This window comes from Tumidithrix elongata BACA0141 (assembly GCF_036349135.1).
Lineage (GTDB): Bacteria > Cyanobacteriota > Cyanobacteriia > Pseudanabaenales > Pseudanabaenaceae > Tumidithrix > Tumidithrix elongata.
This window is the reverse complement of record NZ_JAZBJZ010000073.1, coordinates 1-26,102: the sequence shown is the minus strand read 5'-3', so window position 1 is coordinate 26,102 and position 26,102 is coordinate 1. Positions and strand designations below refer to the sequence as shown.

22 protein-coding genes are annotated in these 26,102 nt (G+C 45.0%); 9 read left to right on the top strand and 13 right to left on the bottom strand.

The genetic code is table 11. The features are described from left to right. A partial coding sequence (locus V2H45_RS16635; protein ID WP_330484784.1) for a hypothetical protein occupies nucleotides 1–411 on the top strand: 411 nt, incomplete at its 5' end. A 51-nt stretch (nucleotides 412–462) separates the two neighbouring features. Beyond that, nucleotides 463–1,806, top strand: coding sequence for a TIGR04283 family arsenosugar biosynthesis glycosyltransferase (locus tag V2H45_RS16630; protein WP_330484783.1), 1,344 nt, complete (start codon nucleotides 463–465; stop codon nucleotides 1,804–1,806). Here V2H45_RS16630 and V2H45_RS16625 read toward each other — a convergent pair. From V2H45_RS16625 to V2H45_RS16615, 3 genes are all read right to left on the bottom strand, one after another. Further along, nucleotides 1,724–2,533, bottom strand: coding sequence for a lipoate--protein ligase family protein (locus V2H45_RS16625; protein WP_330484782.1), 810 nt, complete (start codon nucleotides 2,531–2,533; stop codon nucleotides 1,724–1,726). The two genes, V2H45_RS16630 and V2H45_RS16625, sit on opposite strands and share 83 nt — an antisense overlap. A gap of 57 nt (nucleotides 2,534–2,590) precedes the next feature. Continuing rightward, nucleotides 2,591–3,058: a YbjN domain-containing protein gene (locus tag V2H45_RS16620; RefSeq protein WP_330484781.1), complete on the bottom strand. Its 468-nt coding sequence runs from the start codon at nucleotides 3,056–3,058 to the stop codon at nucleotides 2,591–2,593. Nucleotides 3,059–3,146: 88 nt separating this feature from the next. Then, nucleotides 3,147–3,791 (bottom strand): ABC transporter ATP-binding protein, encoded by a 645-nt coding sequence (locus V2H45_RS16615; protein ID WP_330484780.1) that lies wholly within the window; start codon nucleotides 3,789–3,791, stop codon nucleotides 3,147–3,149. Nucleotides 3,792–3,939: 148 nt separating this feature from the next. Between V2H45_RS16615 and V2H45_RS16610 the strand changes: the two genes are divergently transcribed. Further along, nucleotides 3,940–7,980, top strand: coding sequence for a CHAT domain-containing protein (locus V2H45_RS16610; protein WP_330484779.1), 4,041 nt, complete (start codon nucleotides 3,940–3,942; stop codon nucleotides 7,978–7,980). 39 nt (nucleotides 7,981–8,019) lie between these two features. Here V2H45_RS16610 and V2H45_RS16605 read toward each other — a convergent pair whose 3' ends face one another. The 3 genes from V2H45_RS16605 to V2H45_RS16595 form a co-directional block, all read right to left on the bottom strand. Beyond that, nucleotides 8,020–9,024, bottom strand: coding sequence for a hypothetical protein (locus V2H45_RS16605; RefSeq protein WP_330484778.1), 1,005 nt, complete (start codon nucleotides 9,022–9,024; stop codon nucleotides 8,020–8,022). 11 nt (nucleotides 9,025–9,035) lie between these two features. Further along, nucleotides 9,036–9,485 carry an ABA4-like family protein gene (locus tag V2H45_RS16600; protein ID WP_330484777.1) on the bottom strand — a complete coding sequence of 150 codons (450 nt, stop codon included), beginning with the start codon at nucleotides 9,483–9,485 and terminating at the stop codon, nucleotides 9,036–9,038. A gap of 248 nt (nucleotides 9,486–9,733) precedes the next feature. Next, the gene (locus V2H45_RS16595; RefSeq protein ID WP_330484776.1) at nucleotides 9,734–9,964 is read right to left on the bottom strand and encodes a hypothetical protein; all 231 of its coding nucleotides are present in this window, start codon (nucleotides 9,962–9,964) and stop codon (nucleotides 9,734–9,736) included. A 136-nt stretch (nucleotides 9,965–10,100) separates the two neighbouring features. On the opposite strand from V2H45_RS16595, the gene V2H45_RS16590 reads away from it, so the two are divergent. The 4 genes from V2H45_RS16590 to egtD all read left to right on the top strand — a co-directional run bounded on the left by V2H45_RS16590 (nucleotide 10,101) and on the right by egtD (nucleotide 17,535). Then, nucleotides 10,101–10,793, top strand: a complete 693-nt coding sequence (locus V2H45_RS16590; RefSeq protein WP_330484775.1) for a precorrin-8X methylmutase — start codon at nucleotides 10,101–10,103, stop codon at nucleotides 10,791–10,793. 66 nt (nucleotides 10,794–10,859) lie between these two features. After that, nucleotides 10,860–15,008: a PAS domain S-box protein gene (locus tag V2H45_RS16585; protein WP_330484774.1), complete on the top strand. Its 4,149-nt coding sequence runs from the start codon at nucleotides 10,860–10,862 to the stop codon at nucleotides 15,006–15,008. 105 nt (nucleotides 15,009–15,113) lie between these two features. After that, nucleotides 15,114–16,301: a L,D-transpeptidase family protein gene (locus V2H45_RS16580; protein ID WP_330484773.1), complete on the top strand. Its 1,188-nt coding sequence runs from the start codon at nucleotides 15,114–15,116 to the stop codon at nucleotides 16,299–16,301. Between the two features lie 208 nt (nucleotides 16,302–16,509). Continuing rightward, on the top strand, nucleotides 16,510–17,535 hold the full coding sequence (gene egtD / locus V2H45_RS16575; protein WP_330484772.1) for an L-histidine N(alpha)-methyltransferase: 1,026 nt from the start codon (nucleotides 16,510–16,512) through the stop codon (nucleotides 17,533–17,535). A gap of 59 nt (nucleotides 17,536–17,594) precedes the next feature. Here egtD and ykgO read toward each other — a convergent pair whose 3' ends face one another. From ykgO to V2H45_RS16545, 6 genes are all read right to left on the bottom strand, one after another. Beyond that, nucleotides 17,595–17,720 (bottom strand): type B 50S ribosomal protein L36, encoded by a 126-nt coding sequence (ykgO, locus tag V2H45_RS16570; RefSeq protein ID WP_330484771.1) that lies wholly within the window; start codon nucleotides 17,718–17,720, stop codon nucleotides 17,595–17,597. Nucleotides 17,721–17,988: 268 nt separating this feature from the next. Next, the gene (gene groL / locus V2H45_RS16565; RefSeq protein WP_330484770.1) at nucleotides 17,989–19,650 is read right to left on the bottom strand and encodes a chaperonin GroEL; all 1,662 of its coding nucleotides are present in this window, start codon (nucleotides 19,648–19,650) and stop codon (nucleotides 17,989–17,991) included. Between the two features lie 136 nt (nucleotides 19,651–19,786). Next, nucleotides 19,787–20,098 (bottom strand): co-chaperone GroES, encoded by a 312-nt coding sequence (gene groES, locus V2H45_RS16560; protein WP_330484769.1) that lies wholly within the window; start codon nucleotides 20,096–20,098, stop codon nucleotides 19,787–19,789. Between the two features lie 274 nt (nucleotides 20,099–20,372). After that, entirely contained in the window at nucleotides 20,373–20,954 is a 582-nt protein-coding gene (locus V2H45_RS16555) for a 5-formyltetrahydrofolate cyclo-ligase (protein ID WP_330484768.1), read from the bottom strand. Between the two features lie 236 nt (nucleotides 20,955–21,190). After that, nucleotides 21,191–21,508 carry an SH3 domain-containing protein gene (locus V2H45_RS16550; RefSeq protein ID WP_330484767.1) on the bottom strand — a complete coding sequence of 106 codons (318 nt, stop codon included), beginning with the start codon at nucleotides 21,506–21,508 and terminating at the stop codon, nucleotides 21,191–21,193. Nucleotides 21,509–21,647: 139 nt separating this feature from the next. Then, entirely contained in the window at nucleotides 21,648–21,965 is a 318-nt protein-coding gene (locus V2H45_RS16545) for an SH3 domain-containing protein (protein ID WP_330484766.1), read from the bottom strand. Nucleotides 21,966–22,401: 436 nt separating this feature from the next. Here V2H45_RS16545 and gatB point away from each other — a divergent pair, with 436 nt between their 5' ends. Next, nucleotides 22,402–23,877 carry an Asp-tRNA(Asn)/Glu-tRNA(Gln) amidotransferase subunit GatB gene (gene gatB, locus V2H45_RS16540; RefSeq protein ID WP_330484765.1) on the top strand — a complete coding sequence of 492 codons (1,476 nt, stop codon included), beginning with the start codon at nucleotides 22,402–22,404 and terminating at the stop codon, nucleotides 23,875–23,877. A gap of 499 nt (nucleotides 23,878–24,376) precedes the next feature. Then, complete coding sequence (locus V2H45_RS16535; RefSeq protein WP_330484764.1) at nucleotides 24,377–25,648, top strand: tetratricopeptide repeat protein; 1,272 nt, start codon at nucleotides 24,377–24,379, stop codon at nucleotides 25,646–25,648. Here V2H45_RS16535 and V2H45_RS16530 read toward each other — a convergent pair. Further along, on the bottom strand, nucleotides 25,630–26,102 hold a 473-nt coding region (locus V2H45_RS16530; protein WP_330484763.1), incomplete at its 5' end, for a phosphate/phosphite/phosphonate ABC transporter substrate-binding protein. The genes V2H45_RS16535 and V2H45_RS16530 overlap by 19 nt on opposite strands.

Genomic DNA, 26,102 nt, shown 5'->3' with positions numbered 1-26,102 from the left:
AACTCAACGCTGATGCCTTTTCTAATGCTCTCAATCTTTTGTCCTGTACTTAGATTAACAACCTATAACTTTGGGGGCTTTTTTTCTACCCTAAACTTCTCAAACACGCTCTTAGCGCTTTTCCTGTGTTTATGTCTGTTTGGTTGTTCGCTGTTTGGCGTTTTACAAGAGAGTATGCAACAGGCAGACGCAGTATCGCAAGATCTTGAAAAGGTTTTAGGGACGAAGCCCTTTGTCGGATTTAACTGGAATAATGGTTCGCTTACATCAGTAAACATTCAGTTTCAGGGATTTCCTCAAAAAGAGAAGTCCCTTGAGAAAATCGGCGAAGTAGCCAAGAAGTCGGTAATGACTCATTTCAAGTCAAAAGCCGAGCAATTAGTCATTTCTTTCGTTATAAAGAAGCAGTAGTTCTATAGTAGGGAGTATGGACAATCGATGATGGCGGTAACCAGAAATTAAATGGGATTGACGGAATCTTTTCCCGCCGTAAGGGAATGTCTGATTGTCTTTGCTCGCTATCCAGAAATTGGTAAAGTCAAAACTCGCCTAATTCCAGCTTTGGGTGCGGAAGCTGCTACTTCATTATACAAAGAGATGGCAGAGCACACACTTGAGCAGGCAAGAACCTTGCGGCAAAATAGGGAGTCACTTTCCATTCAGGTGTGGTTTACTGGGGGGAATGAGACCCAAATGCAGGCATGGCTAGGGAACGATCTAGCATATCACATCCAGATCGAAGGGGATTTAGGCGATCGCATGGCCCATGCTCTGCAATCTGCGATCGCACAGGGTTATCAATCCGTTGCGATTGTGGGAACCGACTGCCCAGAGTTGGATGCTAAAATTCTCGATCGCGGCTTTAGGGAATTACAAGAACAGGAACTCGTTCTTGGCCCCGCCAAAGATGGTGGCTATTATCTGATTGGGCTACAGCGATTTGTGCCAGAACTTTTTGCAGAGATTCCTTGGAGTACCTCTGAAGTGTTCCAACGCACTGTGGAGATAGCTGAGAGATTGGGTCTCACGCGTTTCGATCTGCCCAGCTTATCCGACATTGATACCAAAGCAGATGTGGCGATTTGGGAGTGCGTAAAGTTAGCCAAGGATGCTGCTCAAAATTTGCCAAGAATTTCAGTGGTGATTCCAGCATTGAATGAGGCAGAGAATCTACCCCGCGTATTAAAAGCCGTGCGGAATTCTATCAACGTAGAAATCATTCTTGTGGATGGGGGCAGTGCCGACGAGACAATTCAAATTGCAGAATCTTTGGGAGCGCAGGCGATCGCCGGGAAACGCGGTCGTGCTGCTCAAATGAACTTAGGTGCTACGGTTGCTAAAGGAGAGATTCTCTTATTTCTACATGCCGACACGATCCTCCCTAATGGCTTCGATCGCTTTGTGAGACAAACTTTACAGAGTCCCAATGTGGTCGCAGGGGCATTTGAGTTGGGAATTGATAGCGATGCCTTGGGATTGCGATGGATTGAGTGGGGAGTCAAGCTGCGATCGCATCTATGCCAGATGCCCTATGGCGATCAAGTCATCTTTCTCAAGACATCTCTGTTTCGCCGCATGGGTGGATTTCCAGAATTGCCGATTATGGAAGACTTTGAATTGGTTCGCCGTTTAAAGCGGCAAGGACGGATTGCGATCGCACCTGCCTCTGTGCTGACCTCCAGTCGCCGTTGGCAAAAGCTCAGCATTGTACGCACGACCCTGATTAACCAAGCGATCGTGATTGGTTATTATTTGGGAATCCCTCCTTCAACGTTGGCAAAGTGGTATCGCGATCGGCGAAAGTAGCATTCATCAGCTCGAATGACATTTCGACAAATTCAGCATCAAAATGGTCAGCCGCCGATCGCGTGAGACTATCGATCAGCCTATCTACAAGACTCTCGTTAGAATTTGGCAATAACTCACTTAGTCCAACCACAGGCACATCTTCGCCAAAGATTTGCCGTAAAAGAACGTAATCTGGCTGCAAAGCGATCGCACCATGTTGTAAGACAAAACCCGATCGATAAACCTGAGCGCTCCCGATCAGTTTGCGCCCATCTGCAATCACCAAATCGGCATTGGTCGCCGTGCTGAAACAACTGGGATGATGAATGTAGCCCCGTCCCGCACTGCCATAGCTGAGTTCAATCCCCAGACTAGCCAATCCTTGTATTAAAAATCCACAAATATGGGTATAGGTAGCGCGGCGAGCACCTTGATCGGCTTTTAAAATGACCGCATAGGTCAAGTCACCTTTATGAAGCACTGCGCGCCCACCACTAGGACGACGCACCAGATCGAGTCCTTCAGCTTTTGCCAAATCTGCCCAATGCTCTGGAATTTTGTGCTGATGATAGCCCAAAGAAATAGCTGGTGGTGACCAGCTATAAAATCGTAAAATTGGTTGTGAGAGGTTTTGGCTATGTTTCTGACTATGCTCGGCAATCAGTCGATCGAATAGCCAATTGTCTAGTACCATCTGCTGCAAGCCAGGTGCTTTGAGATAAGGTACTTTACGCCAAACTTTCATGCCAGATTTTCATGCCATATCGGCACGATCGAGTTAAACGATCGTCAAAATAACTATCTATATGCCAAACTGCTCTATTAGCAACTCGTCATTGCTATCGGCGATCGCTGCCACAATGGTGATAATACGAGAAATCTCAGCAGGAGAAAGATCCTCAACAGAGCGAGATGAAACCACTATCACTTGGTCGTTTTGAATGGCAAAGCGAGCCTCGAAGGTTTCCGTTACGTTTTTTTCCAGTAACAAACGCAGCATTTTGGCTTCGTCTTTGACAGGATAGGTCAGTACGGTTGATAGGACTGTAAAGGTGTCTGTTGGGGCAGTGCCAGTGATATTGACAACTACCTCAACCGTGCCATATCGAAATTTCCAAGTATCATCAGTTTGATTTACCACTGCAGATTGCTCGGCATCCATGCTGGCAATCACCGTCTGAATTGTGTCCGTAAGATTAAAAGTATGTGTATTAAGCTCAGGGGACTCAGAGGCTGCATTTACTATGGGTGTTTCTGTGCTGATTGTCATAGTAGTAGTCTAGAAATTACGAGATAAATTACAAGCCATATTCACTGTATCTCAGGAAGGCAAATTTCGGGCTTAACTTTCAACATTGCTACATAAGTACAGGATTTGGATCGGGCACAAGCTCACCGTGAGAAATCGTCCAAGTGCGATCGGCAATCCCCTTGAGTTCTTCAGGCTCGTGGCTGACCACCAGCAGCGTCCAGTTTTGTTTTAGCTCCTTGAGCAACGTGAGTAGCTGCCGTCTGATCGACCAGTCCAGCCCTGCGGTCGGCTCATCCAGCAAAAGTAGCCCTGGTTGTCTGATTAACTGCACTCCCAAGGCTAGCCTGCGTTGTTGTCCCCCACTGAGAGACTGCGGCGATGCCTGAAAACTCAGTTGACCTAGCCCCACAGATTGGAGTGCGGCAAGGATGCGATCGCTGTCGATGTCAAGATGCCCCAGTCGCAACTCTTCTAAAACCGTACTACCGCAAAAATGGCGTTCGGGAAACTGAAACACCAAGCCGCAGAGTTGTTGTAAATGGTCGGGGGTTAGTTCTTGAGAATGCCAGTAAATCCCGCCCTCACGCCAATCCACAAACCCCGCTAAAATTTCAAGCAGCGTACTTTTTCCCGAGCCACTCGGTCCTACGATTAGGCCTAATTCGCGATCGCGCAATTCTAAACAGATATTTTTTAGAATTGGGGCAGGCGTGGCAGGAGGATGATAGGTTAAATTTTGAATCGTTAGCATGAGTACTAGATTACCCTAAATATCAAGCTGGGATTTCAGCCAGATATACAGTTACTGGATTCGCAATAGGATGTTACATTATCTCCCATCCAACACCTAGATTTCAAATTTAGGAAGTACGAACTCAACAGGTGGATCGGGCATAGCTATGCGAACTTCATTCTTATTATTTCTAGCGATAATCAGTGTTTTTACCCTAGAAATCGGTCTAGAAACCCTAGTTTTAGGAAGCGCTCAAACCGTCCAAGCCCAAACGGTACCTGATGGCAGCACGGCTACACAAGTCAATGGTAATGCGATCGCGCCCATAGGATCTGGTACGGTCAATGGCGGTAATCTTTATCACAGTTTCAACGAATTTAACGTACCGCAGTCAGGTGTAGTCTTTAATACGGGCAACTCTTCGGTCAATGGTGCAGAAGTTCAAAATATCATCAACCGCGTCACGGGTAGCAATCCCTCTGCGGTTTTGGGCACAATTGAAAGCCGTCAAGCTTTCCCCAATGCCAATCTTTATCTGGTGAACCCTAACGGAGTTGTATTTGGTCAAAATGCCCGTTTAGATATTGGCGGCTCCTTTCATGCCACAACAGGCACGGGTTTAGGTTTTGACAACGGACAAACCTTTAACGCAGATAAGAATTCACTCAACTTTCCCAGTGGCGATCCCAAAAGTATTCGCTTTGCGATCGCTCAACCTGCGGGCATTATCAATCAAGGCAATTTATCGGTAGATTCTGGCAAAAGCATTACTTTAACTGGTGGAAGTATTGTAAATACTGGTACATTAACGGCTCCTGGTGGAAATATTGCCTTAACTTCTGTGGCGGGGAACAGTCAAGTTGAGTTGCGATCGCCCGATGCGGTCTTAGGGTTGCAGGTGACATCTAATGCGGTTCCCTCTAACTGGAGCGGCAAGATTACAGAATTGCCAAAACTTGCGGAGTTACTCACGGGTAAAGTGACTGAAGCTAACCAAGTCGTTGTTAAAGCCGATGGCTCTCTTGCCTTAGTAGCAAATCCTGCCTCAACGGATATTCCTGTAACGAATGGAATGACGATTGTCTCAGGACTAATTGATGTATCAACTCCCTCCCTTGGTAAGGGTGGGGTAATTGGCATCTTTGGCGAGAAGGTAGGGTTAGCGAATGCTCAGCTTCATGCATCTGGGTTGAATGGTGGCGGTACAGTTCTGATTGGAGGCGATTTCCAGGGAAAGGGCATCGTTCCAAATGCTCAACAAACCTATGTAAGTGCGAATTCTCTCATTGATGCCAATGCCTTATTCACAGGGAATGGCGGAAGGGTTGTTATTTGGGCTGACCAGAGCACGCAGTTTCTGGGTAATATCTCAGCAAAGGGTGGAACGCAGTCAGGGGATGGTGGCTTTGTTGAAGTTTCGGGCAAACAGAATCTCGATTACAAGGGAATTGTAAATACACTAGCTCCCAATGGAAAAATTGGAACCCTGCTACTCGATCCTACGAATATCACAATTTCAAATGCTGGTGTGGATCTTCTGACAAACTCCTCACCTTTTGGAAATAATGCCCCGTCGCCGAACCCTTCGATCGCACCTGCACTCATCAATGCATCTGCTACGAATGTGGTTTTGCAAGCAACGCAAAGCATTACATTCGTCGATCCTGTGGCAATTGCAGCGGCTGGCGATAGTCTCACCGCTCAGGCTGGAAATAGTATAAACATCAATGCATCGATCTCTACAAATGGAGGAGCAGTAACGCTTTCTGCAAATGATAATACTGCTGGTACGGCTACAGGTGCTGGGAATATTTTTGTCAGTAGTGGTTCTACAATTGCTACGAATGGCGGAGCGATCGGTCTAACAGTTCAAGGAACAGGTGGTTTTATCAATATCTCGGGTGCTTCCACCCTTAATTCTGGTGGTGGCACGATTAATTTCAGTACTTCGGGAGCGGGGATTTCCATTGCAGGTGGAACTATTAATTCTAATGGAGGAGATATTTCAATTAATGGGACGAATACTACAGGTACTGGAGTCGCACTTGCGGGTGCTACGAACAACATTAATTCAGGGAGTGGCAAGATTGCAATTACAGGTGTTAGTGGAGGAACGGGAGATGGAATTAAGATCGCTGCCAATACCACGCTTCAGTCTACAACAGGTGCGATCGCATTAAATGGAACGAGTGCAAATGGGCAAGGGCTTTCTCTTCAAGGTAGTGGTATCAATAGTAGTGGCAATATTAGCTTAATAGGTAGCTCAATCAGTGCATCAGGTTTTAATCTCACGGGTGCGGGAGCAATTACTTTAACCTCTACACGTAGCATCAATATCGGAAATATTACTACTTCTGGAAACTCCGTTAATGTTACTAGTAATACTGATAGCATCATTGCTGGGAATATCTCCACTGTTGGCGCAAATGGAGGGAATGTGACGCTCAAGGCATCCACGCAGATTCAGACAGGTTCCATTGACGCAAGGGGGTTGACGGGGAGTGGAGGAAACGTATCCATTGACCCAACTGGGAATATTGTCATTGGTTCTATTGATACAAGTAGTGCAACTCAAGGTGGAAATGTTTCGGTCATTACCACTGGCGGCAACCTTAGGGTGTTGGGTCTGACTTCAAGTTCGTCCTGTGGTGGTGCCAGTATCTGCACGACTGGGGGTAGTGGTGGTAGCGTGTTTATTCAGCATGGCGGACTCAATGCTTTTAATATCGGCAATTCCAGCGTGAATGGCACCAGTGGAACCATCATAACAGGAACATCTACCTTAAATATTGGAACCATTATTCAGGTTGGGAATTCCACTTTTACGCAGGGCAATATTTCCATTACTCCTGCTGCTGCTCTTATTCCTGGGCAGACTACAAATAGCGGTAATAGTAATGTGATTCAAGCGCCATTAAAGCCTTCTGACTTATCCATAGACGATCCGATTAGGCTCAGGATTTTGGAGATTCGGGATATTCTCAAAAAGCGCGTGGATCTACTTTTGTTAGAGGATAACCTCTCTGCTGCCTTTGAGGTGCTTGAAGCTGGTTATGTTGCGGAGTTGGAGACCTTTTTAGAAAGAGACCTAAATGCTCCTCCTCTAACTCTGGAAGATGGAAGGCAACTATTAAGCGATCTTTCCCTGCGAAGTGGAAGTGTTACAGCTTTGGTTTATCCCATTGTTCTAGACGATCGCATAGAAATCCTGGTGATTCCCCCTAGAGATAAAGGCAAACCATTCCGTCGCTATGTCAAAAATGTCAATCCAGCAACGGTTGAGGCAGCGCTGATTGACTACCGTAGCAATTTGCAGGATGTTAATTCTCAGGACTACCTCAAAGACGCGCAGCAACTGTATAACTGGATTATGGCTCCCATTGATGCTCAGTTAAAGGCTGCAAAGATTGAAACGCTTGTTTTTGTGATGGATGTAGGTTTACGGGTAATTCCTCCTGCCGCATTGCATGATGGCAAGCAGTTTTTGGTGGAACGCTATGCTTCTGTCAATATTCCAGCTTTACGCGTGACGAGGCTAGAAAGTCGCGATCGCACCAATAATCGTGTTTTAGCGATGGGTCTAACCGAGCCGATTGAGGGTTTTGCAGCCTTGCCTGCTGCGGAAGTAGAAGTTACCACCATTGGAAAAACAGGGGCGATCTTTCTCAACCGCGAGTTTACCGTAGATAATCTGCAAAACCAACGTCAAAGTTCGCGTTACAGTATTTTGCATTTGGCAACCCATGGCAAATTTATCAGCGATCGCGTCGATGGTGCTTATATCCAACTTTGGAACAGTCGATTGCGTCTAGATCAGTTCCCTGCATTACGTTTCGATAATCCTCTTGTGGAATTAATGACCCTGAGTGCCTGTGAAACAGCCGTAGGAAACAACCTTGGCATTAGTGGGCTGTCGGTTGAGTCGGGTGCGCGTAGCGTGCTAGCTTCGCTATGGGCTGTCTCGGATTCGGGAACTGCACCTTTGATGATTAGCTTTTATCACAACTTTCCCAATGAGTTAAGTAAAGCGATCGCACTCCAAAAAACCCAACTATCTCTTTTAAGGGGCGAAGTCAAGATTGAGGGTGGCAAGATTACTGGCGTGGAAGGATTTCCTAATCTTAAAGTTCTAGAACCAACTGTGAATATCGATCTCAAGCACCCATTCTACTGGTCTCCATTTGTTTTAGTCGGAAATTGGTTGTAAGTAGCTTGGTATTCAGATCCTACTAGCGACTCTTCCTTTCTAGTTCAACCAGCCAAAGGTTGCGCGCGAGGGTTCGTGGCTGCGCAGAAACATCTCACAGTCGCGTATGGGGTAGATCATCTTATCCCAACGCGAATCGGGTAGCGATAAAGGACGGCGTTCTGTCAAAATCCAGCGGCTGATCTCGTCTACCCGATCGATCGCTGACAGTGACGCTTCTACGCGAATCAAGCCAAAGTGCATGTCTTCATTCATACCCTCTCTGAGGCGAAGATACCAACTGCAAACTGGGTTTCTACTGGGAGGCTGAAAGACAGAACTGCGTTCGCCAAACTTAAGATTGAGAATTATTTCTTGAGCGGGAAACCTGAAATATTGCGTGTTGTGACTCTTGATCAAACCCACAACACGGGGATGTTCGGAGGCAATTCTAGATATAGAAATTGAGCCGTCCATCACCAACCAACCAGACAGATCGGCTTGAATCCAAGCTTCTGCAAGATCGGTCTCATTTTTTTCGCGCATGTTGGAGATCGTATTTCTGGCTGCCTCTCGCAATGCCATCGGTTGCATATCTTCGCCTTCATCTGAGGTTTCATCCTGAGCGGAGGAATTCACATCCTTGGGCTTAGTATCGGTAACAGGTAACTCTTGCGATCGCAACTGGATTAATTCCGCAGGATCGAAATAGCAAAAAGGCACGTACAGAGATTCATAGGTCTGGTGTTCCCATTTTGCCAGCAGCGCTTCATGCCGTTGGCGAATCACTGCGGCTGTATAGCCATAGTAAACTGGCACATAATCTTGGTAATACAACAACCAACTGCGTTGAATGCCATCGAGAAAGTAAGCAAATTGATTCTCAGGAATCGTACATTCACCCACGGGAATCGCCCGCATCGAAGCCTCAAGCAGCTTTGCCGATGATAGGCGCGGCTCTTTATCCCCAAAGCCTAACTGTTCGTCATAACCAGGCGATCGCACCAGTTGTCTTGGGACATTTGTATTGCGAATATATTTCTGAAGCTTTGGTAGGAAAGACATGCGATTCCCATTTACGATTCGCTAGTAACAGTTTCTGCTTTTTTGAAGAATTTTTGACTGACAGCATCCGTAATGATGTGAGAGAGCAAACCAATGGGGCCAGCAAACAAACAAAATAAAATCGAATGGGTTGTCCAAACCCCTGTGCGTTGTCCTTCTAGATAGACCCAGCGACCGACAAACAAGTCCATGACTAAAAAGTGCGTCCAACCCGTCGCAGCAGCACGAGGATCGGCAAAAAAGCCAGCAATCTGAGCGAGATTGGGATTTGCTAGGGCTTGGGCACTATCTGGGGTAATTGCCCCAACCAGAAAATAAATATATAACCCCACTAGGACAACAAAAGGCAAAAAAGAAGCAGCGATTTGTTGGGTTACCTTCCATTTTGGTAGGAAAATCATCAAAAACCAGAAAGGCAATACAAAAAGATTGCTCAAGTCAAACAGCTTATCGATTGTCATTAGTTATTCAGTTATCAGTTATTCAGTATGTAGAGGCAATTCATGTATTGCTCCTACAATTCTATATCAGGTATTCATTGGGAATTACGGACAAAATTCTCATTTTTTTTAGGACAAAGCATTCGCATGAGTAGGTTTTTTATAAAAATTAGTTTGTGGTACAAATGCTTTGTCCGATCGCACGTCGATCGCGATATTTTCTTGTATTGTGAAATTGTGGGGGAATGAAATTCCTGTTTATGAATCTATTAATGAATTTGGATGCTGAAATTAATCAGTGCCGAAATCACGACAAAAACGATCGCTCCTACGCCTACCACAGACATTACACCGGTCACCTGCTCAGAGAAATGCATCACCTCGGCGGCAATCACCTCTGGGGTTTTATATCGATCGGTCCAAAACAGGTAGCTCATGACAAAAGCGATCGCTAATAAAAGCAGCACAGTAAGTACAAAACCAATCAGTGGTGCAAACATAACAATTCCTCCTAACTATCGCTATGTGAACCTATTATGATCCACACATCTAATTTCGCAAACTCCTCGGTTACAAAAAGTGTAGAACTAGACAATTACACCCCCAAAAATTGTTTAGATTAATTACAAACATCCTATGTCTAATTCTCTGATTCACCCCATAACCGCTCAAAGTTTTGCCACGATCGACCGTGAAATTGGCGCTCATGCTTTTAATTCCTCTGAATATGCGATTGTGCAGCGCGTGATTCACAGTACTGCCGACTTTGAGTTTAAGCATCTGGTGAAATTTAGCCAAGGTGCGATCGCGGCGGGAATCAAAGCCATTCAACAGGGTAAAGCGATCGTTACCGATGTGGGCATGGTCAAGCAGGGAATTGTGGGTATGGCTGCACAAACCTTTAAAAATCCTGTAATTAGTGCTTTAGATTTTGCGGAGCCGATATCAACTCCAGAGGCTTCAGCCAAAAATCAGCTAACACGTTCTGAAATTGGAATGCGTCACTGTATGACAGAGTTTCCTGATGCGATTTTTGTGGTTGGTAATGCACCTACGGCTTTATTAGCTTTGTGCGCATCAAGCAGTAAACCCAATTTCGCTCCAAATCTGCCGAATTCAAGAGATATCACGAGTTTTGAAGCCAAGAATTTTCAACCTAGCCTCATTGTTGGCGCACCCGTTGGATTTGTAGCCGTTTTAGAGTCAAAAGCCGCGTTAGAAAAGTCAGGCTTTCCCCAAATTCGTGTAGAAGGTCGTAAGGGGGGCTCTTCGGTCGCAGCCGCGATCGCGAATGCACTTTTACTATTGGCATGGACTGAGGTTCAATAGGATAATGACCTAAACAAACTTAATTTTGCTTTTCAGCAGCTTAGAAAACTAAAACAGATTAAAGAAATGGGCGATCGGCATCAATCAGAGGGGGATCTATTAGGAAGCGAAGCACACTTTCGTGCTGTGTTTGAACAGGCAGCCGCAGGAATTTCCTACACAGATATGGAGGGTCGATTTCTGCGAGTCAATCAGATGTTCAGCGAGATCGTTGGGTATACGCAGGAAGAATTGCTTTCCATGGGGTTCCAGGATATTACCTATCCTCAAGATCTAGAACTCGCTCTGCTGCAATTGCGGCAACTTAGAAGTGGTGAGATTTCCAGCTTTTCTATTGAAAAGCGATATGTGCACAAGCAAGGTTTTCCTGTTTGGGTGAGCGTTGTTATATCTGCTTTACAGGGTTTTGAGTGCTTGGTAGCAGTGATTCAAGATATTAGCGTTCGCAAATGTCTTGAAGCCTCTTTAAAACAAAACCAGAGATTTTTTGAACAGTTAATCAATGCCATTCCCGATCCAGTATTTGTAAAAGATCGAGATCATCGTTGGATTGTCCTCAATGACGCTTTTTGTCAAATTATTGGATTTACGCGATCGCAACTACTGGGTAAATCTGATTATGACTTTTTCCCAAAGGAAGAAGCAGATGTATTTTGGGCGATCGATAATGCTGTATTTGATTCTGGAATTGAACGTGAAAACGAAGAGGTTTTTTCAGATGCACAGGGGAAGTTACATTTTATATCCACCAAAAAATCCATTCTTGTCAATGGGGCTGGCAACAAAGTTCTGATCGGGATCATTCGAGATATTACCCATCGCAAACAACTAGAACAGAATCTCAAAGAGAACGAACAGAAATTTCGCAGTATTTTTGAAGATGGACCCATTGGTATTTTTGTTTCGGACTCACAAGGAAACTTCTTGGAAGTCAACACAAAACTTCGTCAAATCTTGGGATATACAGAGGCAGAACTCTTAAGCTTGAATTTTTTCGATATTACACATCCAGATGAAATCCAAAGCAAAACGGGACAATTGCAAACGTACCTGCAAAACGAGCTTGGAACGCAAAAAGTTGAGAAACGATATATTTGCAAAAACGGTAAGACTATTTGGATTAGTATTACCGGAATGGTTGTTCATGATAATGATAGGAACCCCCTCTATATCATTGGCATGGCAGAGGACGTTACAGAACGCAGACGGATGGAGGCTGCCCTGAGAGATGGGCAAGATTTTTTAGAGCAAGTAATCAATTCGATCGCTGACCCGATTATTGTTAAAGATACTCAGCATCGCTGGATTATGCTTAACGATGCTTTTTGTCAATTTACGGGGTACAAACGGGAACAACTGTTGAATAAAACTGTCTATGACATTTTCTCAAAGGAAGAGGCGGAAGTGTTTTGGACGCAAGATAACTTAGTTTTTGCTACGGGCGAAGGGAATGAAAATGAAGAAATCATGACTATTGCCGATGGTAGCATCCATATTATTTCCACAAAGAAAACGATGCTTAGGGATGCATCGAGCAATAAGATTCTTGTGGGGGTAATTCGAGATATCACAGAGCGTAAGAAATCAGAAGAGACTTTGCGCCAAAGTGAAGAGCGCTTTCGCAGCCTAGTTGAGACTTCCAATGATTGGATTTGGGAGATAGATCGAAGTAACACGTATATTTATTCCAGCCCCAAGGTTAAAGACATATTGGGATACACCCCAGAAGAAATGATTGGCAAGCATCCGTTAGAGCTAATGCCAGCAGGTGAAAAAGAAAGAGTTGCTCAAATCCTAGCTCCTTTAAATGCAGGGCATTTGCCATTTCAGAATTTAGAGAACATAAGGGTGCATAAAAATGGCGAGTTAGTGATTTTAGAAACAAGTGCTACGCCGCGCTTTGATGCGACAGGTCAATTCTGTGGATATCGTGGTATCTCTCGCAATATTACCGATCGCAAACGCAATGAAGCCGCCATCAAACAGCAAGCAGAATATCAAAAACTGATCAATCACATTACCCAACAGATTCGTCAGACGCTCGACCTTAACGAGATCCTCAATACTGCAGTAGTTGAGATTCGCAATTCCCTTCAATTAGATAGGGCTTTTATCTATCGCATACAGACTGATGGAAATAATGTTGTGGTAGCTGAGTCTCATGCAACAGGCATCAGCTCTATTTTAGAAAGTGGGATGGGATGTTGCTTTTACGATGATTTTAAACAGGACTACCTTCAAGGAACTGTCAATATTATTGGTGATGTTCAAATTGAAGTGCTCTCAGAAAAAATGAGTGACATGCTACAAAAAATGCATGTTAAGTCTCGTATGGGAATTCCCCTGTTGCATCTCAATCAGTTAATGGGGGTTTTGGTTTTACATCATTGCCGCCGTAGCTATGCTTGGCAGCAATTGGAAGTCGATCTGCTGATGCAGATCTCTGGGCAACTGGCGCTCGCCATCCATCAAGCAGAACTTCACCAACAGTTAACCATTCAAAATCTAGCCCTAGAGCAGGCAAAACTTGAGGCAGATGCGGCAAACCTTGCCAAGAGTGATTTCTTGGCGATGATGAGCCACGAGATTCGCACACCCATGAATGGCGTAATTGGAATGACTAGCTTGTTGTTGAATACCGACCTCAATGATGAGCAAAAAGATTATGTAGAAACCCTACATGGTAGTGGTGATTCTCTACTTACTATTATTAATGATATTCTTGACTTCTCTAAAATCGAATCTGGCAAGCTAGAGGTTGAAGCTCATCCATTTAATCTCCAAGAATGCATCCAATCATCAGTGAACTTTTTGACGCCTAAAACATTGGAGAAGGGAATTGGGTTGCATTACACGATCGATCCTACAGTTCCATCTCATGTCATCAGTGATGTGACAAGAGTTCGCCAAGTTTTAATCAATTTACTGGGGAATGCGATTAAATTCACAGATGTTGGTGAGGTCTTCTTATCTGTTACTGCTGCTCCAGTCAATCCAGACACTCAAACCTGTGAAATTCTGTTTTCAGTGAAAGATACGGGTGTCGGCATCCCAGCGGAACGGTTAGATCGGCTATTTAAGCCTTTTAGTCAAGTAGATACTTCCACGACTCGCAAGTATGGCGGTACCGGGCTAGGTTTAGCCATTAGCAGCCGTTTGAGTATGATGATGGGCGGCACAATCTGGGTGGTAAGTCATGACAATGTGGGGGGTGAGCCTCCCCAAAATTGGCAGATTTCTGAGTTAAAAGACGATCGAGATCTTGAGAAAGATCGAGGAGCTACCTTTTACTTTACAATTGTGGTTCCAGTTTTGAGCCCATCTACTCAAGTCGGTTCCGATCGAAGCGATTTAACTGTGACAGAGAAAAGAGATGTTACTGTAATTATGGACTCAAGCATGGCAGAGCGATTGCCCTTACGCATTCTCTTAGCTGAAGATAGTAGAGTCAATCAGAAACTAGCTCAAATCATATTGCGAAAACTGGGCTATCAATCAGATACAGTAGTAAATGGTGGTGAGGTGCTGAGAGCGATCGCACAGAAACGCTATGATGTGATCTTGATGGATATCCGAATGCCTAATCTAGATGGATTAGAAACGACAAGACGCATACGCATTCTAGAGAAAGCAAATCAAGATTCGTTAATACCTCCTGTCCGAATTGTGGCAATGACTGCGAATGCCATGCATGGCGATCGCGAGATCTGTTTAGAGATAGGCATGGATGACTATATTACGAAGCCAATTGAGATCGAACAGTTGGTAGAGGCTTTGCATCGCTGTCAGTTCCATGCATCTTCAGAGGTTCCTATTTCTCTATCTATGGCAGATCTAGAAGAACTAGTTGCCTTGCCTCAATTGCCAGATGAATCGATGCATGAGACGATCGATCGCTACTTGGAAAGCTCTCCGAAAATTCTAGAGGAGATGCAGTCTACGATCGCCGCCCAAAATCTTTCTACGTTCGCACAGGCATGTCATGACTTAGCCTCGGATAGTTCGTTGGTCGGTGCAACCGCGCTCGTGCAAAAGTGTTTGGCATTAGAGAGTCTGGTTAATTCACAGGTCAACCCTAAGATCGACTTGGATGAAAATGAAAACATCAGCGATCGCTACTTAGAGCAGTGGCAAGATGCAATCCAAGACTTAACCAAAGTGCACGCTCGCGTGTTAGCAGCGCTTGTGAAATATCAAATTCACCACTGGTTATGAGATCGATATGCTAAACTTACGACTTGGATTTTATAGAGCCCACGTTCGCAAGACGTAGCCTGTATCCCTAGCTATGATTAAACTGTAAAGAAAAGTTTTAACAAGATGACGCAGTTCTTAAAGTACTCAGTTTCAGCCTTGCTTACAACCTTATTTCTGACCTGTGCGGCTCAAAGTCTAAGGGCAAGTAATTTAACGAGTGAAAAGAATCCGCAAATATCCGATAGCCAATCAAATAGCCAGGTAGACAGCCGCACTGCAAATCTTCAAATTGCAAGTCTTGAAAATCATTGGGCAAAGCCTTTTATCGAAAAGTTAGCGGCACAGAACTTACTCGATATCCCTACGAGTAAAATATTCCAGCCAGAGCAGGTGGTATCTCGCGCTCAACTCGCTGCGATTCTTCAGCTTGCATTTTTAACTCAAAATACGAATTATGTCACCCAACGACGTTGGCAAGGGTTCGATGATGTTCCCCCCGATCATTGGGCAGCTTCCGCTATTATGCAGACTTACGAGAGTGGAATTCTCTCAGGTTATAATTCACGTTCCTTTCACCCCGATGAACCCGTAACCAAAGCACAGGTTTTGGTGGCGATCGCCAATAGCCTCAAACTAAATAACCACAAGACCAATACGCCGCATTCCTATCTGCTGACAATGTATCGTGATGCCAGTCAGATCCCAGAGTTTGCCGTGCAATCGATCGCTACCCTCACCGAGAGAGGACTGGTGGTCAATTATCCCGACCCTAGAGTTATCGCTGCCAATGGGAATGTCACCAAAGCAGAGCTAGCTGCGCTCGTCTATGAAGCTCTAGCGGATCAGGGACGGCTGCCTAAGATTGGTTCGCTCTACGCGATCGATCCAAATCGTCCTTTGTTTACCGTAGCGATCGCCCAAGTGACGCGATTGGAGGTCAGCCTCAGCAAACGTACGGTTACGGCATACCAAGGGGATGTTAAGCTCAAAAGCTATCCGATTGCGGTCGGACGTGCAGGTTGGGAAACTCCTCTAGGAACCCATCGTGTTTTGCAAATGATCGAATATCCCGCATGGAAGAACCCATTCACAGGCGATGTAATCCAAGGAGCAGATCCAGAGAATCCTTTGGGTGAGCGCTGGATCGGCTTTTGGACAAATGGGGAAGACTGGTCGGGATTTCACGGTACGCCCAACCGAGCTTCTGTGGGGCAGGCGGTCTCCCATGGTTGCATTCGCATGTATAACGAAGATATTCGGGAATTGTTTACGCAGGTTTCCCCAGATACGGTCGTCCAAGTTTCCAATTAATCTATTCTTCAGTAGGGGCAATTCATGAATTGCCCCTACGGTTTTATGGAAACTAAAAAATGGGATTAATCTTTAGGAATAAATTCCAGAGATTTGGCGATTTCTAAAGGTATGAATCTGATTTAAGCCTTCTGATGTTTGTATTGGGCTCCTGAATGGAAGAAAATACACGAAGCAAATAAGCCGACAAAAATATAAAACTTCAAAAATGTTTAGCTCTAAAACAACTTTGCCCGCTTTAGGCGATCGCTTGCGCCTTGAGCGACTGATCAATGCTACGGATAAATCCTTGACTTCAGGCCATGATGTGGTTGCGGGACTCAGCAAAACCCCTAAGACCTTGCCTGCAAAATATTTTTACGACGATCTCGGCTCGCAGTTATTCGAGCAAATTTGCGAACTGCCCGAATATTATCTAACCCGCACGGAAACAGCAATTTTACAAACCTATGCGGTTGAAATCGCGCAACTGACAGGCTCTTGTGAATTGGTCGAGCTAGGCAGTGGCAGCGCCACCAAAACCAGAATCTTGCTGGATGCTTACGATCAGCTCGGCTATCCACTGCGCTATATGCCGATTGATATCAGTGCGGGGATTTTGGAAAGCAGTGCCTTTGCTTTATTGGCTGACTACCCCACCTTAGAAGTACACGGCTTGGTCAGTACCTACGAGCAGGCATTACAACGGCTAAACTTACCACAACTACCCACGAGGATGCTTTGCTTTTTGGGGAGTACGCTCGGCAATCTCAATTTACAGGAGTGCGACTTATTTTTTGAACAAGTTGCAGGGGCGCTACGAATTGGTGAATATTTCCTTTTAGGTGTAGATTTAAAAGCTTCAGCTCTAAAGCCCAAATCGTTGATTCACGCTGCTTATAACGATGCCCAAGCAGTAAGTGCTGCCTTTAACTTAAATATGCTGAGTCACCTCAACCATAAATTTGATGGCAATTTTGACCTTGCCACGTTCCAACACTCTGCTATCTATAACGAGCGATCGCATCAAGTGGAAATGTACCTAACCAGTACCAAAGCACAAACCATTAGCCTGCGATCGCTGTTGCTTACAACAACGCTTCAGTCGGGTGAAGCAATCTTGACTGAGATTTCACGCAAGTTCGATTTACAGCAACTTGAAGCAGATCTCAGCCATAAAGGGTTGCACAAAATTAGGGTCTGGACAGACCCCAACCAATGGTTTGCGCTGATACTATGTCAATTAAAAGGCTAAGCCAACTAAATGGTTAATCTGGTCAACCTTAAAATTTTCTGCTAAGTGTCTCGCAGGGACTAACCTTGGCGTGCTTTGAATTTAGGATTTGACTTGCAAATAACATAAACTCTGCCACGACGACGCACAATCTTGCAGTCTTTATGGCGAGTTTTGGCTGATTTTAGAGAGCTAACAACTTTCATTGGACTGTTGGTTACAATTACTAAATTTTTTACGCACGGTCTTTAAGCTTAGCATGGACAGTAGCATCTTTCTACAAGATCCCCTGCGTTCAACTCATAAAAAAGAATAGACTCAGGGATAACTCCCAAAGCCTATTCTTATACCAGTTTCAATTGAAATTGCAGTAAATCGGGATTTGAGTTCCGTGCTAAGCCGTTTGTTTGAAAATGGTGTTAAATGCAGTCGGTTAACAACGGGCAAACAGATATGGTAATTACCTGAGGGCAATTACATCATGCCACCCATGCCGCCCATGCCGCCCATACCACCCATGCCGCCCATACCGCCCATATCAGGAGCAGCACCTTTCTTCTCGGGCTTGTCTACAACTAGAGCTTCGGTTGTCAGCACCATGCCAGCAATCGATGCCGCATTTTGAATTGCAGAGCGCACAACCTTAGCTGGGTCGATGATACCAGTAGTAATCATATCGACATACTCAGATTTCAAAGCATCAAAGCCCATGGTGAAGCCCATGCTCTTCAATTTCTCAACAATCACTGTTCCTTCTAGACCAGCGTTATCGCTAATCTGACGAAGCGGTGCTTCCAAGGACTTCGCAACAATGTCTACACCCGTGGCTTCTTCGCCCTTAAGTGTTGTTTTCAACTCTTCAAGGTGCTTGATTAGATGAATTAGTGTAGCGCCACCACCAGGAACGATACCTTCTTCGACAGCAGCACGAGTTGCATTGAGGGCGTCTTCGATGCGTAGCTTGCGATCTTTTAGTTCCGTTTCTGTAGCAGCTCCGACCTTAATCACGGCAACGCCACCAGCCAGCTTCGCAATCCGTTCTTGCAATTTCTCGCGATCGTATTCAGAGTCGCTGTCCTCAAGTTCTTTACGAATTTGGGCAACTCGCTTATCAACATCTGGCTTGGTGTCAGTACCAGCAACGATTGTGGTTTTGTCCTTGCTGATCGTGATTTTACGAGCAGTACCCAACATTTCGAGGGTTGCAGCTTCGAGGTTGAGACCTAGATCTTCAGAAATCACGCTTCCGCCTGTAAGCACGGCAATATCTTGCAGCACAGCTTTGCGGCGATCGCCAAAGGCAGGAGCTTTAATCGCGGCTACATTCAGAGCACCTCTGAGTTTGTTAACCACCAAGGTTGCTAGGGCTTCGCCTTCGACATCTTCGGAAATAATCAGTAGAGGAGAACCGCTACGAGCTGCCTTTTCGAGAATAGGAACGAGGTCTTGGATAATATTAATTTTCTTGTCTGTGATCAAGATCTTGGCGTTCTCAAACTCAGCGATCATGCGCTCAGTATCAGTAACGAAGTAAGGAGAAACGTAACCGCGATCGAGTTGCATCCCTTCAACAACTTCCAATTCCGTATTTAAGGACTTGGATTCTTCGACGGTGATTACACCATCTTTGCCAACCTTATCCATCGCATGGGCGATCATGTCGCCGACTTCGGTATCATTACCTGCTGAGATGGTGGCGACTTGAGCGATCGCTGTACCCACATCAACGGGCTTAGCATTGGCTGCAATCACCTCTACCAATTTCGCAACAGCCTTTTCAATGCCGAGACGTAAGCCAATGGGGTTAGAACCTGCGGCAACGTTCCGCAAGCCTTCACGAATCATCTCCTGCGCTAAGACGGTTGCGGTGGTTGTGCCGTCACCTGCAACATCATTAGTCTTTGAAGCAACTTCGCGAATCAGTTGTGCACCAGTATTTTCCAGTGGATCTTCGAGTTCAATTTCTTTAGCGATCGTTACACCATCATTAATGATTTGAGGCGCGCCATACTTCTTTTCTAGGACAACGTTACGTCCCTTAGGCCCAAGGGTAACACGCACCGCATTTGCCAGTGCATTTACGCCTCTTTCAAGAGAACGTCTGGCTTCTTCATCAAATACTACTTTCTTTGCCATGATTTTTCGTTAGTTATTTAAGTTTGTCGGTTATGAGTTGTCGGTTATCGGGTATCTAGAAGCTATTAACTGTTATTTATTAGCTATTTTGAGAAATCTAAACGCTAACCACTAAAAGCTAATTGCGAACTTCTGCTTATTCCACGATCGCTAAAATGTCTTTCTCAGTTAGCAAGAGATAGTCCACGCCATCAGCCTTCAGTTCTGTACCTGCATATTTGGAATACAACACCTTGTCCCCAATCTTGACTTCAGGTACTACGCGCTCTCCTTTGTCATTGCGTGCGCCAGGACCAACAGCTGACACTTCACCTACTTGAGATTTTTCCTTGGCAGTGTCAGGTAAGAAAATGCCACCAGCAGTTTTTTCTTCCTTGACCACCATTTTTACTAAAACGCGATCGCCCAGTGGTTTTAAGGCACTTCCTTGCAGTGTCAATGATGCCACAATCACAAACCTCCCTATCTAAAAGCTAATATGTAGTACTAATTTGTAGAGCGCATTTTGCTTTAGCACTCTACCCATACCGACTGCTAATATAGCGGTAAATGGTGACGAGCATGGATCGGTTTACCGTATCTAACGGCTTAATCTTGTGTTGAATTTAAGCATTTTGTGGCGATTAGAATCTTTGCTACACAAGCGAAGTCTGCCTCTGTCGTTTGTGTTTGAGCCTTATAAACTACTGCGCAATTCACACCAGTAACTATGCTCAAAATTGCTAAATCACCTCAAAAATCCCTAACTCTGTACAAATTGCTTGCATCGGCACGTCCCAATCTTCATGGGGAAGCTGCGCTAAGAAATAGTCGGCAAAAATAATTCCTACCTTGTCACCTGTTTGGTCAGACAACCAGCGATCGTAAAAGCCACCGCCGTAACCCAGACGATAGCCCGTGCGATCGCAAGCGACCGCAGGTACAAAAATCATGTCTACTTGCTCCAAGTCAATTTCAGGCAATTGGGGACATGGCTCCTTAATCCCCAAACTTCCGATGTCCATACATGCTTCATGGGATGCTTGCAGTTCGAAGATATTGACCTGATGCCAGACTAGATCTTTGCCAACACAGCGCGGAAAACCCCAAATTTTGTCTGGAAACTTTTGCCATAGATCGCTCAGATCGGGCTCTTGGCAAAAACTCTGATATGCCAAGACTACCTGCGCTTGTTGAAAAATTTGCCACTGTGCCAGATGTTGGCAAATACTTTGGCTATGTCGCTGCCAAATGTCGGGCGGGATAGCTTGTCTAGAGGCGATCGCATCCCGTCTTAAAGATTTTTTTTGTAATACAGCTTCCATAGATTGTGCCAGAAGGCTTTTCAGCGAGCGATATTCCAGACTTACGTACCTACTACCTGAGGATCTGCTGAAACTGCTTCACGGGATATATGTCCACGGAAATCCATGCACAACACTATCCATGACTTTGGCAGTAGCTAGTCAAAAAAAGCCAGATCGCTTTTGACTATAAAGAACAAGTGATTAATCGAGGAATTCCTTAATTGTTATCGATTTCTGGAGGATATATTCATCTTCTATTCTTGGTAACAAGATAAATAACTAGCAGCTACCCAGCCCCTACCTGTTCGTCCGTCAACTCTCAAGTACTCAATGCGAGCCCATTCACCATTAGAACTCATGCCTGTAACTCTAACAATATTACCATAGGGAAGGGTGGTAATGATTCTACTCCCAGCATTGACATAAACATATAGTCCTAGACTGCGAGTTACTTTGTAGGACTGGCAAAGCATTCGAGCCATCACCGGGTCAATGGATGTCGTTTCAATTGCGACAACGTTTAAAGAGAGTCCGATCGCAAGAACAAGAAGCTGACTAATTATTCTTTTCATGATTAAGTACTGTATTAAGTACTGTAATGTCTTGACTTTATCCTTTCAATAGATATCTCTATAGAGAGAAGAGAGAATAATGGAATATCCAGCCATAAATCTATTGATTAAAAGATTTATGGCTGGATATATTCGCCTTCTATTCTTGGTAACAAGATAAGTAGCCAGAAGCTACCCAACCCTCTCCCGTTTGTCCGTCAACTCTCAAGTACTCAATGCGAGCCCACTCGCCATCAGAACTCATGCCTGTAACCCTAACAATATTACCGTAGGGAAGGGTGGTAATGATTTCGCTACCAGCATTGATATAAACATATAGTCCCCCATCGCGCGTTACTTTGTAGGACTGGCAGAGCCTTTGAGCCATTACTGACTCAATGGATGTCGCTTCGACGGCAACAACGCTTAAACTGACTCCAACGGCAAGAACGAGAAGCTTACTGATTATTCCTTTCATAGCTACACTACGCACCTTTTGATAATTACGAGCTTTATTTCTTTGACTTCATTTACTCTAGCGACATCAGTCTCATATTCCCCAACAATGCAGTTTCCCAACAAGCAGGAAAATGAATTTTTTAAAATTTTAACATAAACAACAAAAAAAATTTCAATCAATTTCATCTCTATAAATCATAAAGGCAGAGCTATACGGTCGTTGTAGTGTCCTTTAATTTAGTTGCAACCAGTCTTCGTCAGATGCCCTAGGGATGGGGAAATTTAAGACAGACAACTTATATAGTAATCCTAAATAAGCTGTGATTCATTTTTAAAAAACATTCAGATTCGCTTCTAATATTCTGACTGGATTTGCTGCAAGTGTTATGATTTATGCGATCTCCATATAGGCGATCGCATAAATTCTTGGACGTTACGTTATATCTTTGTTTTCTATGACCACAACTGCCCCTGCTAAGACAAAATTTGAAGCTGTAATTGGGTTAGAAGTCCACTGTCAATTGAGCACGACCACAAAAATTTTCTGCGGTTGCTCGACCCAGTTTGGTTCGCAGCCAAACAGCAATGTCTGCCCTATTTGCTTGGGAATGCCGGGAGTTCTGCCAGTTTTAAACGAAAAAGTCTTGGAGTACGCAGTCAAAACGGGATTAGCCCTTAATTGCCAAATCGCTCCCCACAGTAAATTCGATCGCAAGCAATATTTCTATCCCGATCTTCCTAAAAACTACCAAATCTCTCAATTCGATCTTCCCATTGCCGAGCATGGTTGGTTAGAAATTGAAACCGAAGATGGCACAACCAAACGGATTGGGATTACGCGCCTGCATATGGAAGAAGATGCTGGAAAATTGGTTCATGCTGGTTCCGATCGCCTCTCTGGTTCCAGTCACTCCCTCGTAGACTACAACCGCACGGGTGTCGCTCTCTGTGAGATTGTTTCCGAGCCAGACATTCGCACTGGAGCGGAAGCTGCTGCCTATGCCCAAGAACTGCGCCGCACCCTACGCTATCTGGGTGTCTGTGATGGCAACATGCAAGAAGGTTCCCTGCGCTGTGATGTGAATATCTCTGTGCGTCCTGTGGGAAGAGAGGAGTTTGGCACAAAGGTAGAAATCAAGAACATGAACTCCTTTAATGCCATTCAACGAGCGATCGACTATGAAATCGAACGTCAAGTGAATGCGATCGAGGCAAATGAAAAAATTTATCAAGAAACACGTTTGTGGGAAGAGAACACCCAACGCACGATCAGCATGCGCTTGAAGGAAGGTTCTAGCGACTATCGCTATTTCCCCGAGCCTGACTTGGTGGCGATCGAAGTTCCTGCTGCCACCTTAGCGAAGTACAAATCAGAATTACCCGAATTGCCCTCTGCCAAACGCAATCGCTATAAAAGCGAATTCGGTCTGAGTGCCTATGATGCCAACTTAATTGCTGACGATCGCGCTGTATCTGAATATTTTGATGCGGTTGTGAAGTTGGGAATCGATCCGAAACAAGCCTTTAACTGGATCATGGGCGATATTACAGCTTATCTCAACGAGAACAAGCTCAAAATTGTCGATCTGCCTCTTACCCCAACAGTTTTAGCGGAATTGATTACCTCGATCGCCGATGGAACCATTAGTAGCAAAATTGCCAAGGATATCTTGCCTGAATTATTGGCTAAGGGTGGCTCTGTGAAGGCGATCGTGCAAGCAAAAGGATTAACGGTTTTAGCAGGTGCAGATTTAGAGAAAATCATCGATCAAATTCTGAACGAGAACCCCAAGGAAGTCGAGCAATACCGTGCGGGCAAAACAAAGTTGCTAGGCTTTTTTGTCGGTCAAACCATGAAGAAAACCCAAGGACGGGCTGAACCTCAAGCAACGAATCAATTGATTAGCGAAAAATTAAATCAGGTTACATAGACCCTCCTCTATCCATTTCCACCAGTAGGGAAGCTACTTCCCTACTGCAAGCATGATAAATGCTAAGAGTTAAGAGGCAGAACTAAATGCTTGGCATCTAGTTCTGCCTCTTTGTCGTTTTACTTCCATAATCTCATGCCAATTTCACTTGAATTTGCCACAGATCGAGCTTTGAGTTGCGATCGATTCAATTCAGTACGATTAAGTACGATTCAATCTAGGATAGGCACATTCTTAGCCACTCAAACCCAAGTCCTAAGAGATTTAGGAGATTGTACTCATGGATTTTAAGTTTGGGGTGCTTATTTGAACCTATATGTATTTTCCTACACTTGACTTTTGAGCAAGGGCTACTTTAATCTACGGTATACCAATCAAGATGCCGTAGATTTCTGTAAAGTTTTCTAGCTTCTACCCATAAAACCTATATCCCGATTGCTATGCAGCGGGTTTAGATTCAAATTGGTTGCCCTAAAAACTGACCGTGAGAAATATTTTTATGCTTAAAGATGCACAAGGACTCAATGTAACAACAGATTCCAAACAGGCGATCGCTGCGATCGACGCCCATGCCAAGCAATGTCTGTGTTACAGCGATCGCGCTGAGTCCAGCATTCTCCAAGCTGTTGCTGCCGATCCTACCTGCATTTTGGCAAATGCTCATGCCGCTGCCTATTATCTTGCTCAAGAGAATGCCGTCAGCCACCAACAAGCAATTCCTTACCTGCTTGATGCCAAGAATCATATAGCACAGGCAACTGAGCGAGAAAGGCTTTACGTTTTAGCAACAGAAGCATGGGCGAAGGGGAAGATCGATCGGGCGATCGCTTACTGTGAGGAACTCGTCGTGAGATTTCCCTATGACATCTTGGCAGTACAGCGAGCCCAGTACCATTACTTCTATATGGGCAATAAAATCGGATTGATGTGTATTGCAGGAAACGCTTTAGCCGCCGATCCTAGTAATCACTACCTTATGGGTATGTTGGCATTTGGACTGGAACAATGCGATCGTCTCTCTGAAGCCGAACGCATCGCCCGCTTTGCCGTGGATATGAATCGCTACGATCCTTGGGCGCATCATGCGGTGGCGCATGTAATGGAAACACAAGGGCGCTATGAGGAAGGCATTGTCTGGATGGAAAATCTTGCCGATGTTTGGGAAGACTGCAATTCAATGCTCTATACCCATAACTGGTGGCATGTGGCGCTCTTTTATCTAGCAAAAGGTGACAGCGCTAAAGTCCTTTCTCTCTATGACGATCGCATCTGGGGGAGGGCTCAGAAAAGTTCTCCCAAAGATCAGGTGGGAGCCATATCGCTGCTACTGCGCTTAGAATTGCAGGGAATCGATGTAGGTAAGCGTTGGCAGGAATTATCCGCCTACCTGTCCCCACGTATTCACGAACATGCTTTGCCATTTCAGGATTTACACTATGTTTATGCACTTACCCGTGCCAATCACCTCGATTTAACGAAAGAGATGATATTAAGTATGGAAGCCCATGCTTTGACTGTCGAGCCCTGCCTTCAAAAAGCATGGCAGGAGGTAGCTCTACCCGTGGCTAAAGGTGCGATCGCCTATGCCCTCCATGATTGGAAGAAGTCTGTAAAGGAACTCAAGCCCGTTCTATCTCGACTGCATGAAGTGGGGGGCAGTAAAGCACAAAGGGGCTTATTCGAGCAGATTTATGCGGATGCCAACAAACAAGCTATGCTCGAAAGCGGTCGATATTTCTATCCTCGCCACGCTCAAGCGATCGCTTCATAACCCACTGCGATCGCGGCATCATAGGCAAGGGCGATCGGAGCGTAATCTGTTTCTGCGACCCGTGCATAGGAGCGGATTTTTGCTTGGTTCATAGATGCCTGCAATTCTGGATCGGGCTGTAGCAAGATCGCCTGCAATTGTGCGATCGTATGAGGTTCCAAGTGAGGTGATGCCACGATCGGGGGCATGGGAGAAGGGATAGAATCAATTATTCGTAAGGACTTTGCCAGTTCGGATGAATGCCGCAGTTCTTCTTCTAATACGACACTATCGATCGCGGCACAATCGGCTAATCCTGTGGCAATCCACTGTAGCGATCGCTGGTGAGAACCCGATGGCTGCACGGAACCAAAGAATCCATTTGTGAGATTGCGCTGAACTAGTTGATATCGCAATAGGTTAGAGTTGTTGGGAAATAAAAACAAGTTGTGGACAGGGTTTTCCTCTTCCCTTC

What these genes read in the sequence shown, in the direction of transcription:
- V2H45_RS16630 (WP_330484783.1), top strand. Translation starts at nt 463, where the DNA reads ATGGGATTGACGGAATCTTTTCCCGCCGTAAGGGAATGTCTGATTGTC.
- V2H45_RS16625 (WP_330484782.1), bottom strand. Translation starts at nt 2,533, where the DNA reads ATGAAAGTTTGGCGTAAAGTACCTTATCTCAAAGCACCTGGCTTGCAG.
- V2H45_RS16620 (WP_330484781.1), bottom strand. Translation starts at nt 3,058, where the DNA reads ATGACAATCAGCACAGAAACACCCATAGTAAATGCAGCCTCTGAGTCC.
- V2H45_RS16615 (WP_330484780.1), bottom strand. Translation starts at nt 3,791, where the DNA reads ATGCTAACGATTCAAAATTTAACCTATCATCCTCCTGCCACGCCTGCC.
- V2H45_RS16610 (WP_330484779.1), top strand. Translation starts at nt 3,940, where the DNA reads ATGCGAACTTCATTCTTATTATTTCTAGCGATAATCAGTGTTTTTACC.
- V2H45_RS16605 (WP_330484778.1), bottom strand. Translation starts at nt 9,024, where the DNA reads ATGTCTTTCCTACCAAAGCTTCAGAAATATATTCGCAATACAAATGTC.
- V2H45_RS16600 (WP_330484777.1), bottom strand. Translation starts at nt 9,485, where the DNA reads ATGACAATCGATAAGCTGTTTGACTTGAGCAATCTTTTTGTATTGCCT.
- V2H45_RS16595 (WP_330484776.1), bottom strand. Translation starts at nt 9,964, where the DNA reads ATGTTTGCACCACTGATTGGTTTTGTACTTACTGTGCTGCTTTTATTA.
- V2H45_RS16590 (WP_330484775.1), top strand. Translation starts at nt 10,101, where the DNA reads ATGTCTAATTCTCTGATTCACCCCATAACCGCTCAAAGTTTTGCCACG.
- V2H45_RS16585 (WP_330484774.1), top strand. Translation starts at nt 10,860, where the DNA reads ATGGGCGATCGGCATCAATCAGAGGGGGATCTATTAGGAAGCGAAGCA.
- V2H45_RS16580 (WP_330484773.1), top strand. Translation starts at nt 15,114, where the DNA reads ATGACGCAGTTCTTAAAGTACTCAGTTTCAGCCTTGCTTACAACCTTA.
- egtD (WP_330484772.1), top strand. Translation starts at nt 16,510, where the DNA reads ATGTTTAGCTCTAAAACAACTTTGCCCGCTTTAGGCGATCGCTTGCGC.
- ykgO (WP_330484771.1), bottom strand. Translation starts at nt 17,720, where the DNA reads ATGAAAGTTGTTAGCTCTCTAAAATCAGCCAAAACTCGCCATAAAGAC.
- groL (WP_330484770.1), bottom strand. Translation starts at nt 19,650, where the DNA reads ATGGCAAAGAAAGTAGTATTTGATGAAGAAGCCAGACGTTCTCTTGAA.
- V2H45_RS16555 (WP_330484768.1), bottom strand. Translation starts at nt 20,954, where the DNA reads ATGGAAGCTGTATTACAAAAAAAATCTTTAAGACGGGATGCGATCGCC.
- V2H45_RS16550 (WP_330484767.1), bottom strand. Translation starts at nt 21,508, where the DNA reads ATGAAAAGAATAATTAGTCAGCTTCTTGTTCTTGCGATCGGACTCTCT.
- V2H45_RS16545 (WP_330484766.1), bottom strand. Translation starts at nt 21,965, where the DNA reads ATGAAAGGAATAATCAGTAAGCTTCTCGTTCTTGCCGTTGGAGTCAGT.
- gatB (WP_330484765.1), top strand. Translation starts at nt 22,402, where the DNA reads ATGACCACAACTGCCCCTGCTAAGACAAAATTTGAAGCTGTAATTGGG.
- V2H45_RS16535 (WP_330484764.1), top strand. Translation starts at nt 24,377, where the DNA reads ATGCTTAAAGATGCACAAGGACTCAATGTAACAACAGATTCCAAACAG.